Raw genomic sequence first — 14,349 nt, forward strand, 5'->3', positions numbered from 1 at the left:
GGCTGGTTCAGCGTGATGAGCGGGTTCAGCGGGAGCGAGTGGGTTCAGCGGTGGTCAGCGCGCTCTCGACGGCCGAGGCGAGGCTCGTGTCGACGGCCAGGCCGGCGTCGAGGGCATCCGCCCAGCGCCGCTTCGGCGCCACCGGCTCGGATGCCCGTCGACCGGGCTCCGTCCGCCGGACGGGTTCCCCGTACGCGGCGTGCGGGCTCAGCCGCACGACCTCGCCGACCACGATCACGGCCGGCGAGCGCACCTGCCGCTGTGCTGCCAGGTGCGCGATCGTGCCGAGGGTGCCGATCGTGACCCGCTCCGCGGCGCCGTAGCCGTCCTCGATGATGGCGACGGGGCAGTCGTGACCGCGGGCACCGGATGCCAGCACGTGTGCGGAGTGGCCGAGCGTGCCGACCCCCATCAGCAGCACCAGCGTGTGGTCGCCCGCCGACCGGGTCAGCGTGCCGCCCGCCGCGAGCTGATCGTGTGCGCTGACGACCGTGAACGACGCTGCGACACCGCGATGAGTGAGCGGGATGCCCGCGATCGCCGGCACCGAGACGGCGCTGGTGATGCCGGGCACCACCTCGACCGGCACACCGGCGGCTTCGCAGTGCAGCTGTTCCTCACGGCCACGGCCGAACACGAACGGATCGCCGCCCTTGAGTCTGACGACGTGCTCGCCGCGGAGGGCGCGCTGCACCAGCAGATCGTTGATGCCGTCCTGCGGCACCCGATGGTGACCGGGCAGCTTTCCCACGTCGATCACCTCGGCTGCAAGCACGATGCCGTCGTCTGCCAGCTGGGCGAGCACCTGCCGGGCGCCCAGCCGGTCGGCGACGATCACGTCGGCCTTCTCGAGCGCTCGAAGACCGCGCAGGGTCAGCAGCCCAGCGTCGCCTGGTCCCGCCCCGACGAGCGTGACATGTCCGGTCATCTGGCACCTCCGAGGATGAGGCCGCGCCCGCGCAGCATGCGCCGCTCGAGGGGCCCGAAGATCACGAGTTCGATCAGGATGCCGATGCCCAGGATCAGGATGATCGTGCCGAGCACGGCGGCGAGGTCGGCGAGTTCGCGGGACTGCTGCAGCATCGAGCCGAGGCCGAAGCCGATCGAGCCGCCCACGGCGATGATCTCGGCCGCCATCAGCGATCGCCACGAGAAGGCCCACCCCTGCTTGAGGCCGGCGACATAGCCGGGCAGGGATGCCGGCAACGCGATCTCAGTGGCCAGTTGCCAGCGGCTCGCGCCGAGCACCGTGCCGACCCGGCGCAGCTGCGGTGGCACCTGGTCGATGCCCGAGAGCATGCCGTTGACGATCGAGGGGATCGCGCCCATCAGGATCACGAAGTAGACCGTGGCGTCAGAGAGGCCGAACCAGATGATCGCGGCGGGCACCCAGGCGACCGAGGGCAGCACCTGCAGGCCCGAGATCAGCGGACCGGCGGCGCGCCGCAGCGGCTTCCACTCCGCGAGCAACAGTGCGAGCGGTGTGCCCACGACGATCGCGATGACGAAACCGATCACGCCGCGCTCCAGGCTGGTCGCCACCGCCTCCTGCAGCCGGCCGGATGCCCACGCGTCACCGAGGGCCGAGACGACCTGTGCGGGACTGGGCGCTTTATCGGGGCGCGGGTTCGCGATCGTCACGTACGCCTGCCAGATGCCGAGCAGTACGAGCAGCAGGATGATCGGCGGCAGCACTTTCGACAGCGCGTCGCGCACGAGTGATCGGCGATCGTCGTCGCCGGACTGCAAGCGGTCGAGGCCTGCCGAGAGCGTATCGAGATCGGCCTGCTCTGCTGTGCCGTTCTCAGGAGGCATTTCGGGCGATCTCCTTGCGCAGCTCGGCGGTGATCTCTGCGGCCAACGCCGCCACTTCGGGGGATTCGATGCGGCGGCCGACGGTGTTGTGAATGCGCCACTCCCCCGCGATGCGACCGGGCCGGCTGGAGAGCAGGATGACCCGCTGCCCCAGCCTGGCGGCCTCGCGCACGTTGTGCGTGACGAAGACGATCGTGCGGCCGGTGGCGCGCCAGACCCGCTCGAGCTCCTCGTGCAGCAGGTCGCGGGTGATGGCATCCAGCGCTGCGAAGGGCTCATCCATCAGCAGCACCGGACGGTTCTGTGCCAGCGCCCTCGCGAGCGCGACGCGCTGCCGCATGCCGCCGGAGAGTTCGTGCGGACGCTTCTGTGCCGCCTCGGTGAGGTTCACGATGCCGAGCAGCCGGTCGGCCTCGGCCCGACGCTCGCCACGCGGTACCCTGCGCAGTCGCAGCGCCAGTTCGATGTTCTTGCGGGCCGTGAGCCACGGCATCAGCGCGGCCTCCTGGAACATCACCGCCGCGCCCTTCGCAGAACCTGCACGGTGTGACGGGGTCGCGGCGACCTCGACCGTGCCGGCGCTGGCCGCTTCGAGTCCGGCGATGAGGTTCAGCAGCGTTGACTTGCCGCAGCCGGAGGCGCCGAGCAGGCAGACGAACTCGCCGGGGGCGATGTCGAGTGAGATGTCGTCGAGCACGACGGGCCCGGTGCCGTACCGCTTGGTGACGTGCGAGATCCGCACGGCGGGAGTGACGGCAGGAGCCGGCGACGGCGCCGGGTCGATGCCGTCGAAGCTCGGCGCCAGTCGGACGGTGGATGCCGGGGCATCCACGCTCTTGGCTGCGAAGGCGCCCATCAGTCCGCACCCAGCCCGGCTGCCGATACAGCCTCCTGGCCGCCGTCCGTCAGTTGCGCGTTCAACGCCCGCAGATCGAACAGCCCGTCGATCGACCCATCCTTCTGCGTGCCGGCGGTCAGACCGTTCTGTACGAGCCTCTCGAACGTCTCGGCGTGCGGATCAACCGTGAAGGTCACGTTCTGCAGCGCACGGGTCAGTACCTCGTCGGACAGGCCCTTGCCCGTGGCCTCCTCCAGCGCGGAGTTGATCACCGCTGGCGCCTGGCCGGCGTTGTCGGCGAGCCACTGCACCGAGGCGATGTGCCCGGCGAGCAGATCGTCGACGGCATCCGGATGCTGCCGCGCGAAGTCCGCGCGCACCAGCAGCACCGTCGTCGGGAACGCGCCATCGTCCCAGAGATCCCTCTCATCGACGAGCACCGTCGCACCGGCCTCGACCACCAGCCGCGACACCCACGGCTCGGGCAGCCAGGCGCCGTCGACGCCGCCATCCTGGAGCAGGGTGAACGTCAGCGCGTTCTCGGTCGGCGTGATGTTCACATCGCCGCCGCCCGAAACGGACGTCGCCAGCCCCTCGTCGGTCAGCCAGCTGCGCAGCGCGACATCCTGCGTGTTGCCGAGCTGCGGGGTCGCGATGGTGCTCCCCCTCAGGTCGTCGATGCCCGTGATCTCGTCGTCCACGACCAGCGCCGCACCGCCCGATGTCGCCCCGGCGATGATGTTCACCGACTGCCCGCCCGACTGGATGAACGTGTTGATCGCGGGGTTCGGACCGATGTAGGCGGCATCGATCGCGCCGGCCGACAGCGCCTCGATCGCGGCCGGTCCGGCCCCCAGCACCTCGGCCTTCAGCTCGACGTCGCCCAGCGCGTCCTGCAGCAGGCCCTCCGAGATGCCGACGAGTGCCGGCGCGTGGGTCACGTTGGCGAAGTAACCCACGCGTACTTCCGCGAGGTCTGCGCCGTTCTGATCGGCGGATGCTGAGGCACAGCCCGCGAGCATCATGACGGCCAGTCCAAGGGCGGTCAGAGCGGTGGTCCTGCGGGTGATCTTCACGGGTTTCGCCTCCTCAGCGTCCGTTGTGCATGTGGGTCGGTTCAGCCCACGACGGTCGCGGCGGCGAGCGTCGCACCATCGCCGGGGTGGATCAGCACGAGCGAGCCGTTCGAGCGATCGACGGCATACGGCTCGAGCGGCAGCTCGGCGGCGAAGCGCAGCCGCACCCGCCCGATCTCGTTCACCGCGATCGATTCGGCCTCAAGATGCGCCAACGTCTCGAGGTCACGCCGATCGATCACCTCGGCTACCAGCGCCTGCACGGTGGCGGTGCCGTGCTTGACGAGTACCTTCGCCCCGACGCTGACGGCGCGCGGGTCAAGCTGGAACAGCTCGACGACGGTTTCGCGACGGCCCGACGGCACGGTGCCTGCGGCTGAGATGAGCGCCCCGCGGGCAGCATCCACCTCATCCGCGAGCGTCACCGCGACCGATTCGGGTGCGGTGGCGGCGTCGACGTCGACGCCCGCGGAGAGGATGCTCGTGACGGTCGTCTCATGCCCGCCGGGGAACACCTCGACGCGGTCGCCGATGCGCACCTCACCCGACGAGATGCGCCCGGCGAAGCCACGAAAGTCGCGGTACCGCTCGGGGTCATCGATGTCGGGACGCAGCCCGCCCTGCGGGCGCAGCACCAACTGCACCGGAAGACGGAACGCGGATGCCCCGTGCTCGACCTCGGCCGTGCTCGGCAGCGTCTCGAGCAGCTGCAGCAAGGTGTCGCCGTCGTACCAGGGGGTGCGCTCCGAACGATCGACGATGTTGTCGCCCTCCAGCGCCGAGACAGGGAGCACATGGATGCCCCGCAGCCCCAGCTGCTCGGCGACCCGCTCAGCCTCAAGCTCGATCTCGATGAAGCGATCTTCGTCGAAGCCGATCAGGTCGATCTTGTTTACGGCGATGATCACGTGCGGCACCCGCAGCAGCGACACGACGGCGAGATGCCGGCGCGTCTGCTCGACCACGCCCTTGCGCGCGTCGACCAGCACGACCACGGCGTCGGCGGTGGCCGACCCGGTGACCATGTTGCGGGTGTACTGCACGTGTCCGGGGCAGTCGGCCAGAATGAAACTGCGCCTGCCCGTCGAGAAGTAGCGGTAGGCGACGTCGATCGTGATGCCCTGCTCGCGCTCGGCCCGCAGTCCATCGGTGAGCAGCGCGAAATCGAAGTCGCCGTGAGCGAAGCCGCGCTGGCGGGACGTTGCGGCGACCTGCTCGAGCTGATCGGCGAGGATCGCCTTCGCGTCGTGCAGCAGGCGGCCGACCAGGGTCGACTTCCCGTCGTCGACCGACCCGGCCGTGGCGAAGCGGAACAGTCCGTTACCGGTGGTGTCGGTGGTCATCAGAAGTATCCGTTCTTCTTGCGGTCTTCCATGGCGGCCTCGCTGATCCGGTCGTCGGCGCGCGTCGCGCCGCGCTCGGTGAGGGTCGAGCGGGCAACCTCGACCACCACGGACGCGGTGTCGGCAGCATCCGACTCCACCGCCCCGGTGCAGCTCATGTCGCCGACGGTTCGGTAGCGCACGGTGCGGCGCTCGACCTGCTCGTCGGGGAGCGGCTGCGAGAACTCGCCCACCCCACGCCACATGCCGTCCCGGCGGAACACGTCGCGCTCGTGCGCGAAGTACAGCGGTGGCAGCGGAATGCCCTCGCGCTCGATGTAGCTCCACACGTCGAGCTCGGTCCAGTTCGAGATCGGGAACGCGCGCACGTGCTGACCGGGCAGGTGGCGGCCGTTGTACAGGCTCCACAGCTCGGGGCGCTGATTGCGCGGATCCCACTGCCCGAACTCGTCTCGCAACGAGATGATGCGTTCCTTGGCGCGGGCCTTGTCCTCGTCGCGGCGGGCTCCGCCGAAGACGGCGTCGTGCCGGCCCGCGGCGATCGCGTCGAGCAGCGGCTGCGTCTGCAACGGATTGCGGGTGCCATCAGGGCGCTCGGCCAGGCGGCCGTCGTCGATGTAGTCCTGTACTCGTGCGACCTCGAGTGTCAGACCGAAACGGGCGACCGTCTCATCGCGGAACGCCAGCACCTCGGGAAAGTTGTGCCCGGTGTCGACGTGCAGCACCGGGAACGGCACCCGCCCGGGCGCGAACGCCCTGGTGGCCAGGTGCAGCACCAGCACCGAGTCCTTGCCGCCCGAGAACAGCAACACGGGACGCTCGAACTCGGCGACTACCTCACGGATGATGTGGATGGCCTCGGCCTCGAGCGTGTCGAGGGTGCCCTGAATGGGGCGTTTCGTCTCGTCGCTTCGCTGGGCGCTCAACGACCGGAAGGTGATGGTACTCATGTGTGCAGTCCGCATTCTGTCTTCGCCTGGCCGGCCCAGCGGCCGGAACGGGGGTCTTCGCCGGGCGCGACCGGTCTGGTGCACGGCTGGCATCCGATCGACGGGTAACCGAAGTCGGTCAGGAGGTTCACCGGGGCACGGTGCTCGGCGGCGTAGGCGAGCACCTGGTCGAGGCTCCACGCCGCGATGGGGTTCACCTTGACCAGGCCGTTGCGCTCGTCGAACGTCACCAGCGGCGTGTTCGTGCGGGTGGGCGCCTCATCGCGGCGCACGCCCGTGAACCACACCTCGTACCCGCCGAGCGCCTCATGCAGCGGCGCCACCTTGCGGCGAGCGCAGCACAGGGCCGCATCGCGCTCGAACAGACGGGCACCGAACGCCTCGTCCTGCTCGGCGACGGTCTGCTCGGGTGTCACGTCCACGACGCGTACATCGAGCGTCCGGGCGACCTCATCGCGGGTCGCGTGGGTCTCGGTGAAGTGATAGCCGGTGTTCAGAAAGAGCACGTCCACGCCGGGCAGTTGCTCGGCCACGAGGTGCGGCAGTGCCGCATCCGCCATCGAGCAGGCCACGGCGGCAGCATCCGCCCCGAAGTGGCGCGCGACCCACGCGACGACCTCGGTCGCCGACGCTTCGCCGTCCGTCAGGCTTCCCAACTCGGCATCGCCCTGCGCGGCGAGCGTCGCGAGTTCGTCGCGGGTGCGCTTGTTGCGCAGGCGGGGCGCGAGACTGACGCTCATGACGCGCCACCTTCGGCCCTGGGCTCTCCCCGGAGGGCTTCCTCGTCAGCCCTATGCGCCCAGTGCGCAAAGGTCTCGCCCGAGTCGCGGTCGGCGAGGTAGCGGCGGATGACGCGCTCGGCGTAGTCGGCGATGCCATCAGCGGGCACCTTCAGCCCGCGTACCGTGCGCCCCAGCCCGGCCTCCGGGCGCCCCTCGGTGGCCAGTCCCCCGCCGAGGTGCACCTGGTAGCCGGGCACCTGCTGACCGTCGATCGTCACCAGCTGCCCCTTCAAACCGATGTCGGCGGTCTGGATGCGGGCGCACGAGTTCGGGCATCCGTTCACGTGCAGGGTGATGGTCTGCCCGATCTCGTGTTCGAGGGTGCCGAGGCGTTCTTCCAGCTGTTCGATCGCGTTCGCCGCGTTGACCTTGGTCTCGACGATCGCGAGCTTGCAGAACTCGATGCCCGTGCAGGCCATCGTGCCGCGGCGGAACAGGCTGGGGCGCGACGGCAGCCCCAGGTCGTCGAGTCCGGCGATGACGTTCTGCACGCGGTTTTCGGGGATGTCGAGGATCAGGATCTTCTGGAACACCGTGGGGCGGATGCGAGTGGAGCCGTTGGCCTCGGCGAGGTCGGCCAAGCGGGTGAGCGTGGTGCCCGAGAGGCGCCCGACGGTGGTGGCGGCGCCGATGTAGAACCTGCCGTCCTTCTGCCGGTGTACTCCGACGTGATCGGGTGAGCCGACCGGGTCGGCGGGTGCCGGGCCGTCGGGCAGCGGTTCGCTGAGATACTCGGTCTCGAGCACTTCGCGCAGCTTCTCGGCGCCCCAGTCGGCAAGCAGGAACTTCATGCGGGCCTTGTTGCGCAGCCGGCGGTAGCCGTAGTCGCGGAAGACAGCGGTGACGCCCTCCCACACCTCGGCGACGCGGTCGGGTGTCACGAAGGCGCCCAGCCGCTCACCCAGCCGAGGCACGGTGGCGAGCGCGCCGCCCACCCACAGGTCGTAGCCGACACCCAGTTCGGGGTGCTCCACGGCCACGAACGAGCAGTCGTTGATCTCGTGCACGACATCGAGGCTCGGATGCCCGGTGATGGCGGTCTTGTACTTGCGCGGCAGGTTCGCGTATGACGGGTCGCCGATGTACCGCTCGATGATCTCGCGCAGTTGCGGGGTCGGGTCGATCAGCTCGTCCTCGGCAATCCCGGCGACCGCTGAGCCGAGGAAGGTGCGTGGCACATCGCCGCATGCCTCGGTGGTGTGCAGTCCGACCGCCTCGAGGCGGCGCCAAATCTCGGGCACGTCCTCGATGCGGATCCAGTGCAGCTGCACGTTCTGCCGGTCGGTGATGTCGGCGATGTCGCGCCCGAACTCGGTCGAGATGCCCGCGATCACCCGCAGCTGCTCGGTGGTGAGCTGGCCGCCGTCGATGCGCACCCGAAGCATGAAGTACTCATCCTCGAGCTCGTGCGGTTCCAGCTGAGCGGTGCGCCCGCCGCCGATACCGGGTTTGCGCTGGGTGTACAGACCCCACCAGCGGAATCGGCCGTGCAGATCGGTCGGGTCGATCGAGGCGAACCCACCCTTGGCGTAAATGGTCTCGATGCGCTCGCGCACGTTCAGGCCGCCGTCGGCGAGCTTGAACTCCTCATTGGCGTTGAGCGGCGCGGTGCCGTCGACGGCCCACTGCCCGTGAGGCTTCGACGGGGTGCGTGCCGTACGCGTTCGTGCGCCGCGAACGGGGGCCTGCTGTTCGACAGTCATGATCTCGCTCTCGTACCGGATGCGGCGAGTGTCGCCACGAGAGGAAACCTAGATATTCGGACGGTGTCTGAAAACCCTTGACCGACTTATGACGTCAAGAATCGTCACGCCCGGTCATGCAACGCAACGAACCACACACGAGCTACGGCGCGTGCTACTCGTGCGCGCGGTTGAGCTGTGCGGCCGCCGTTCTGAAACGCTCCAGCACGAGAGCGGTGAGCTCGGCAGGCGGCCGCCCGCCGTCGAGTAACGGAAGAGCGATCGGATGCCCGTGCGCACGGCGCACAGCAAGGTCGAAGAAGTACCCGCGAGCGAGCAGATAGGTCGCCACGACGGCATCCGGATGCGGCGCCAGCAGTTCGCCGAGTTCGGGTTCTCGGGCGGCTAGGTACCCGAGATACACAGGCCGGCCGAGCAGGGCCGCGAACTGCTCGGCCATTCCCTCGGCATCGACGGCGGAGCGCTCGTCGCGCGACCCCGCAACAGCGAGCACGACCGGTGCTTCCGGCAGCCTTACGGGTGAGTCCGCCGGACGCGCCGTCGGCCTTGCCGTCGGGAGCCGGCGCATGAGCACCTCGGCCAGTCGCGGGTCGGGTCCGAGCGGATCGGCCACGACGGCATCCGATCGATGCGCGACCGCACCGTGCAGGTCGTGGAAGACGTGGAACCCGCTCGACAGCAGCATCGGCACGACCACGACAGGCCCGTCGGTCGCCTCGAGCGCACTGGCGACGTCGGGCTGCTGCACGTCGACGAACGCCTCATGCACGGTCAGATGCGGTGCAGCAGCACGCACGGCCTCGACGAGCGCATGCACGTCGGCGGCGCCGGCGGCGTCCGAGGTGCCGTGCGAGACGGCGAGCAGTACGGGTGAGGGCATCCCCACACACTAATGCGGGCACGGTGATGCGGGGGCGGCGGTGGTCTGCGTCACCGAGAACAGGCTCGTTACCCGGAACAGGCCCATTTCCGCAGAATCAGCCTGTTCTCACGAACGAGCCTGTTCTCGTGCGCGCCTGCCCGGCACGAGAGCACGAAGCACGAAGCACGAAGGAGCACTCCTCACGCCGCAGCGCGCGACTCCAGAGCCCGGGCAATCCGCACCACGGCCTCGCGCATGATCGGCCGGGGCGTGGCGAACACGAAGCGCGTGTACCCGACGCCGGCCTCGCCGCAGGCGGCGCCGTCGGTCATCGAGACCCCCGCGTGCTCACGGAACCACTCGCCGAGGTCACCGGTCAGGCCCGTCTCGCGGAAGTCGAGCAGCGCGATGTACGTGCCCTCGGGCATCGTCACCCGCACACCGGGCAGGTGCTCAGCCACCAGCGCCGCCAGTTCACGGCGGTTGCCATCGAGGTAGTCGGTGACCTCTTGCAGCCACTCCTCACCGGCCGTGTACGCCGCGAGCTGGGCGATCACGCCGATCGTCGCCGTGCCATGGCCGGCCCATCCGCCGTCGGCATCCCACGCGGCCCGGCTGGCGTCATTCGACAGGATCAGCTGCGCGCACTTGAAGCCCGCCAGGTTCCATGCCTTCGACGCCGAGGTTGCCGTGATCGTGTGCTCAGCGGACGTATCCGACACCGACGCGTACGGGATGTGCTGCGCCGGCGCGTACACGAGCGGCGCGTGGATCTCATCCGAGAACACGTGGCCACCGGCATCCGACACCGCCTTCGCGATCGCGAGCAACTCGTCGCGCGTCGCGACGGTACCCAGCGGGTTGTGCGGGTTGCACAGCACCAGCAGCTCGCCGCCGTCGTCGAACGCCTGCGCGACAGCATCCAGGTCCATCGTCCAACGACCGTCGACCTCGACGCTGGGCACCTCGATGACCCGGCGCCCGTGCCGCAGCGGCACGCTGAGGAACGGCATGTACGCCGGCGTGGGCACGATGACCGCGGCACCGGGCGACGTGTACGTCGTGATCGCGAACTCGTACGCGACCAGCACATCCGCCACCAGACGCACATCGTCGACCGGCACATCCCAGCCATAGTGCTCGGCGTGCCAGCGGGCCGTCGCCGCCTTCAGAGCCTCAGCCGTGGGCTGCGACAGGTATCCGGTGAACCCCTCGGTCATCGCATCGCAGACGGCCCCGGTGATCGCCGGCGCGACCCCGAAGTCCATCTCGGCGATGAACATGCCGATCGTGTCGGGAAAGCGGGTCCACTTCACGCTGCCGACCTGGCGCAGATCGTCCTCGGTGATGGCGTCGAAACTCATGACCCCATTCTGCCGTGACCGGCGCCTGTCGCGCGCCGGCCACGAAACACTCCGCCGCGGGCCGCGCGTCCGGCTCAGCGCTTCTTGCGCGCCAGGATCACGATGAAGGTCACGACAGCGGCGAGCAGCACGACGCCGAGGCCGATCAGCAGCGGCCACGGCGCCGACTCGTCATCGGCGGGCACCTCGGCCTCATCGGTGACCTCGGCCTGCGTGGTCACCGCCGTCGCCGACTCGGTCGGCTCGGGCTCGGCCGTCTCGGTCGCCGGTGCCTCGGTGGGGGTCACCCCCGCGATCGAGAACGAGTAGTCGCCCGACGTCGGATGCCCATCGCTCGAGACGACCTTCCAGGTGACCAGGTAGGTGCCATCGGTCATTCCCGGCTCCAGGGGAACGGTGACGGTGTCGGCCTCGACCACCGGCTCGCCGGCGACCCAGTCCTTGCCCGACTCGTCTTCGACGATCATCGCCGTGCCGGTGTTGCCGTCGAGCGAGAGCAGCTCGTTCGAGAAGACGAGCACCACCTCTTCGGGGGCGGCGCTGAGCTGCTCGTCGGCGCCCGGCGAGCTCGACACGATCGTGTCGTGTGCGGATGCCGGCGCAGCGACGCCCAGCCCGGCGAGGACGGCCACCGCGGCGGTGGCGAGAACGGTGCGGATACGGAACATGAAAAACCTCTCTTCGGATGCCGCGGGCGCGGCGTCTGCATCTGTGCGGGCGTTCGAATGCCCACATCGCGCGACGGTGTCGCGCAGGTGTCAGATCAGACGCAGAGCGGCGGGCCGCGGCGCCGCAGAACCGCCCGGTGCGGGTCGCGCGGCAGCGTGTCAGCGGCGACGCTCCAGCGCTGCCCGCCCCGTTCGAGCGGTCGCGCGAGGACGACGACGCGCACGGCTCGGCGCACCCACAGCGCAACATCGGATGCCACGGACGCGAGCGCCCGGACGATGCGCTCGCCCCGGTGCAACGCCAGCACGGTCACCGCAGCGGCGATCACATGAGCCAGCCACATTCCGGCACCGTCGGGCAGGAGCACCGCTCCGCTCTCGAGCGTGATCGCCGCGGCGCCGTGCACGTGCGGGGCGAGCCCGCCCCGCGGGGTGATGCTGCCCAGCACGAACAGCACATGGAACAGCGCCTGCGACAGGGCGACCGCGATGCTGAGCCGGGTCACCGACAGTCGGCGGCCGGCCAGCAGCGTGCTGATCATCAGCGACAGCATCCACGGCACGGCGATGCCGAGCGCCCCCGGCAGGTCGCCACCCACCCCGACGTGCGAGAGCAGTGCGACAAAAGTTGCGACGGTGGCGCCCAAGAATCCGCGCAGCAGCGGGATTCTACGAGTGGGACGCACCCTGCCATCCTTTCACGCCGTCGGTATGATCCCGGTGGTCGGCGGAGGCTCTCCCCCGCCAGGGGCCGAACTGCCGGGACGCGGCCGTCCCACCCCCATCGCACCCGCACTCGCGAGGATGACCAGTGCGATGCCGATCAGTTCCAACGGCGACAGATGCTGCCCGAGCAGTACGAACCCGGCGAGGCTCGCGATCGCCGGCCCCAGACTCATCAGCACGCCGAACACCGCCGGGCTCAGCCGGCGCAACGCGATCAGTTCGAGGGCGTACGGAATGGTCGAGCTGAACAGGGCCACCGCCGCGCCCAGGGCGATCAGTTCGACGCGCAGCAGCGCCGACCCCGCATCGGCGATACCGAACGGCAGCGAGAGCAGCGCGCCGAACACCATCGCCAGCGCCAGTCCGTCCAATCCCTGAAACTCGCGCCCGACCCGTGCCGAAGCGAGGATGTACCCGGCCCAGCTTGCCGCGGCGCCGAGCGCGAAGAGCACGCCCGTCACCGTGAGGCGATCCCACCCGCCGCCGCCCAGCGCGAGCACGCCGATGCCGGCCAGGCCCGCCCAGAGCCATGCCGCGCGGGCGCGGGCGACGACCACCGCAAGGGTCAGCGGTCCGAGCACCTCGATCGTCACGGTGACGCCCAACGGCAGTTCGTTCAACGCCAGGTAGAACATGCTGTTCATCAGCGCCAGCACGCCGCCGAACATCAGCACCGAACGCCACGCGCTCGCGGAGTGCCCCCGAAGCGACGGGCGAGCGATCAGCAGCAGGATCAGCGCGGTGAACACCAACCGCAGCATCACCATGCCCAGCGGGCCGGTCTGCGGGAACAGCAGCACGGCGACCGAAGCGCCGACCTCCTGACAGAGGAGCCCGATCGCGACGAGACCAACGGCGGTGACTCCCCCGGATGATCTCGCGGTGGAGCTGAACCGGTTCACTCCTTCGGAGCGGCGCAGATCGCGCGGTCGGTGATCGTCTCACCGTACTTCTCAGCCGTGAACGGCAGCCCGAACTCGGGAGCCGTCTGACCGGATGCGGCAGGCGCCTTCGAGGCGATCGCGGCGAGCTGCCACGAGAGATACGCCGCCATCGAGTTGCCCGCCGAGGAGTTGTTCAGCGTCACGGCCACCGTGAACCCCGTCGCCGGGTCGGAGTACGCCGCGGTTGCGTACCCGGGCACCCACCCGTGCTGTCCGATCATCGACCCGACCAACAGGGCGCCGCCGGTTGCCTGGTACCAGCTGGGAGCCTTCGAAGACCGCGGCAACGGCTGACCGAACCGTGCCGGCTCCGCCCCCTCATCACGCAGCGCCTGTCGGGCAGTCGCCTGAACATAGCGACCGAGGTCGGTGATCGTCGATGTGACCCCCGAGTCGGTGAAGCCGATGCTGGACGAGCTCTTGGTGATGTCGATGGGGGCTGCGCAGTCGTACCCGCCGCCTTCGGCCCGCGGCAGGTAACTGCCCTGCATCGCCGGCGCGGGAGCCGGAACGGCGGATGCCGGCGCGGGCAACTCCGTGGACGTCAGCTCCAGCGGCGCCGTCACGTACTCCTCGATCAGCTCAGCAGCTGACTTGCCCGAAGCGCGCTCCAGCGCGAGCCCGAGCAGCAGGTAGCCGGCATCCGAATCGCGGTACGCGGTGTGGACGGGACCACGCGAGCCGCCGAGCCCGTAGCTCGCCAACCGCAGCGGCGCCCATTCGCGATCCGGCGTCTTGAGCCAGTAGCGCTTGGCGATGCTCTCCGACGAGCGGACGCCGCTCGTGCCATTGCACAGGTCGAGCAGGGTGACCTCGCTGAGGTCGGCGACCCCCGAGACGTGCTTGGTCACCGGTGCATCGAGCTCGATCTCGCCCGCGTCGGCCATGCCGTACAGCACATCGCAGGTCATCAACCGGGTGACGTCCGCGATGCGGAACGACATATCGGCGGTGACCTCGGCGCTGCCCTCGCCACTCTGGGTGCCGAGACCGGCGACCCACTGGCCGCTCCACGGCACCCACACGCCGACGATCGCGCCGGTCGAGCCGCTCGCGGTCATCGCATGCTCGACGGCGGACTGCAGCTCGGCCGTGACGTCATCGGGCAGAGGCGCATCCACCTGCTCGGGCGGGGTGTACGTGAACTCGGGCGTCGATGCCGAGCATCCGGTCAGGACCAGGGCGAGCGCCAGGGCTCCACCGACGAGGGCGCGGGCGCGGCGCGACGAACGAAGCAGCATGGGAACCTCTGGTCTCGGACGGGAACCCTCCGAGTCT

The 14,349-nt window shown here is 69.6% G+C and carries 14 protein-coding genes; all 14 read right to left on the bottom strand.

The features are described 5' to 3' along the window. Positions 1–25 precede the first annotated feature (25 nt). A complete protein-coding gene (gene cobA, locus ACLD0U_RS08345; RefSeq protein ID WP_410340337.1) occupies positions 26–928 on the bottom strand; it encodes a uroporphyrinogen-III C-methyltransferase in 903 nt (300 codons plus the stop codon). Next, positions 925–1,815 carry an ABC transporter permease gene (locus tag ACLD0U_RS08350; protein WP_410340338.1) on the bottom strand — a complete coding sequence of 297 codons (891 nt, stop codon included), beginning with the start codon at positions 1,813–1,815 and terminating at the stop codon, positions 925–927. Before ACLD0U_RS08350 ends, cobA begins: the two co-directional genes overlap by 4 nt. After that, positions 1,805–2,671: an ABC transporter ATP-binding protein gene (locus ACLD0U_RS08355; RefSeq protein WP_410340339.1), complete on the bottom strand. Its 867-nt coding sequence runs from the start codon at positions 2,669–2,671 to the stop codon at positions 1,805–1,807. The genes ACLD0U_RS08350 and ACLD0U_RS08355 overlap by 11 nt, the downstream gene beginning before the upstream one ends. Then, positions 2,671–3,729 carry an ABC transporter substrate-binding protein gene (locus ACLD0U_RS08360; RefSeq protein ID WP_410340340.1) on the bottom strand — a complete coding sequence of 353 codons (1,059 nt, stop codon included), beginning with the start codon at positions 3,727–3,729 and terminating at the stop codon, positions 2,671–2,673. The genes ACLD0U_RS08355 and ACLD0U_RS08360 overlap by 1 nt, the downstream gene beginning before the upstream one ends. Before the next feature lie 41 nt (positions 3,730–3,770). Further along, complete coding sequence (locus tag ACLD0U_RS08365; protein ID WP_410340341.1) at positions 3,771–5,072, bottom strand: sulfate adenylyltransferase subunit 1; 1,302 nt, start codon at positions 5,070–5,072, stop codon at positions 3,771–3,773. After that, positions 5,072–6,022, bottom strand: coding sequence for a sulfate adenylyltransferase subunit CysD (cysD, locus tag ACLD0U_RS08370; RefSeq protein WP_274367889.1), 951 nt, complete (start codon positions 6,020–6,022; stop codon positions 5,072–5,074). The genes ACLD0U_RS08365 and cysD overlap by 1 nt, the downstream gene beginning before the upstream one ends. Then, positions 6,019–6,762 (bottom strand): phosphoadenylyl-sulfate reductase, encoded by a 744-nt coding sequence (locus ACLD0U_RS08375; RefSeq protein WP_410340342.1) that lies wholly within the window; start codon positions 6,760–6,762, stop codon positions 6,019–6,021. The genes cysD and ACLD0U_RS08375 overlap by 4 nt, the downstream gene beginning before the upstream one ends. Then, positions 6,759–8,507 carry a nitrite/sulfite reductase gene (locus ACLD0U_RS08380; RefSeq protein WP_410340343.1) on the bottom strand — a complete coding sequence of 583 codons (1,749 nt, stop codon included), beginning with the start codon at positions 8,505–8,507 and terminating at the stop codon, positions 6,759–6,761. The genes ACLD0U_RS08375 and ACLD0U_RS08380 overlap by 4 nt, the downstream gene beginning before the upstream one ends. Before the next feature lie 154 nt (positions 8,508–8,661). Next, entirely contained in the window at positions 8,662–9,387 is a 726-nt protein-coding gene (locus ACLD0U_RS08385) for a sirohydrochlorin chelatase (protein WP_410340344.1), read from the bottom strand. Between the two features lie 182 nt (positions 9,388–9,569). Next, a complete protein-coding gene (locus ACLD0U_RS08390; protein WP_410340345.1) occupies positions 9,570–10,733 on the bottom strand; it encodes a MalY/PatB family protein in 1,164 nt (387 codons plus the stop codon). Between the two features lie 74 nt (positions 10,734–10,807). Next, positions 10,808–11,401: a copper resistance protein CopC gene (locus ACLD0U_RS08395; RefSeq protein ID WP_410340346.1), complete on the bottom strand. Its 594-nt coding sequence runs from the start codon at positions 11,399–11,401 to the stop codon at positions 10,808–10,810. Positions 11,402–11,496: 95 nt separating this feature from the next. After that, positions 11,497–12,087, bottom strand: coding sequence for a hypothetical protein (locus ACLD0U_RS08400; RefSeq protein ID WP_410340347.1), 591 nt, complete (start codon positions 12,085–12,087; stop codon positions 11,497–11,499). A gap of 12 nt (positions 12,088–12,099) precedes the next feature. Next, complete coding sequence (locus tag ACLD0U_RS08405) at positions 12,100–13,029, bottom strand: EamA family transporter (protein ID WP_410340348.1); 930 nt, start codon at positions 13,027–13,029, stop codon at positions 12,100–12,102. Then, on the bottom strand, positions 13,026–14,312 hold the full coding sequence (locus ACLD0U_RS08410; protein WP_410340349.1) for a serine hydrolase domain-containing protein: 1,287 nt from the start codon (positions 14,310–14,312) through the stop codon (positions 13,026–13,028). The genes ACLD0U_RS08405 and ACLD0U_RS08410 overlap by 4 nt, the downstream gene beginning before the upstream one ends. Positions 14,313–14,349: the final 37 nt, after the last annotated feature.

Origin of the sequence: Microbacterium sp. 2216-1 (genome assembly GCF_046507855.1) — a bacterium.
GTDB classification, from domain to species: domain Bacteria; phylum Actinomycetota; class Actinomycetes; order Actinomycetales; family Microbacteriaceae; genus Microbacterium; species Microbacterium esteraromaticum_C.

What these genes read in the sequence shown, in the direction of transcription:
- ACLD0U_RS08385 (WP_410340344.1), bottom strand. Translation starts at nt 9,387, where the DNA reads ATGCCCTCACCCGTACTGCTCGCCGTCTCGCACGGCACCTCGGACGCC.
- ACLD0U_RS08365 (WP_410340341.1), bottom strand. Translation starts at nt 5,072, where the DNA reads ATGACCACCGACACCACCGGTAACGGACTGTTCCGCTTCGCCACGGCC.
- cysD (WP_274367889.1), bottom strand. Translation starts at nt 6,022, where the DNA reads ATGAGTACCATCACCTTCCGGTCGTTGAGCGCCCAGCGAAGCGACGAG.
- ACLD0U_RS08350 (WP_410340338.1), bottom strand. Translation starts at nt 1,815, where the DNA reads ATGCCTCCTGAGAACGGCACAGCAGAGCAGGCCGATCTCGATACGCTC.
- ACLD0U_RS08355 (WP_410340339.1), bottom strand. Translation starts at nt 2,671, where the DNA reads ATGGGCGCCTTCGCAGCCAAGAGCGTGGATGCCCCGGCATCCACCGTC.
- ACLD0U_RS08375 (WP_410340342.1), bottom strand. Translation starts at nt 6,762, where the DNA reads ATGAGCGTCAGTCTCGCGCCCCGCCTGCGCAACAAGCGCACCCGCGAC.
- ACLD0U_RS08390 (WP_410340345.1), bottom strand. Translation starts at nt 10,733, where the DNA reads ATGAGTTTCGACGCCATCACCGAGGACGATCTGCGCCAGGTCGGCAGC.
- cobA (WP_410340337.1), bottom strand. Translation starts at nt 928, where the DNA reads ATGACCGGACATGTCACGCTCGTCGGGGCGGGACCAGGCGACGCTGGG.
- ACLD0U_RS08410 (WP_410340349.1), bottom strand. Translation starts at nt 14,312, where the DNA reads ATGCTGCTTCGTTCGTCGCGCCGCGCCCGCGCCCTCGTCGGTGGAGCC.
- ACLD0U_RS08380 (WP_410340343.1), bottom strand. Translation starts at nt 8,507, where the DNA reads ATGACTGTCGAACAGCAGGCCCCCGTTCGCGGCGCACGAACGCGTACG.
- ACLD0U_RS08395 (WP_410340346.1), bottom strand. Translation starts at nt 11,401, where the DNA reads ATGTTCCGTATCCGCACCGTTCTCGCCACCGCCGCGGTGGCCGTCCTC.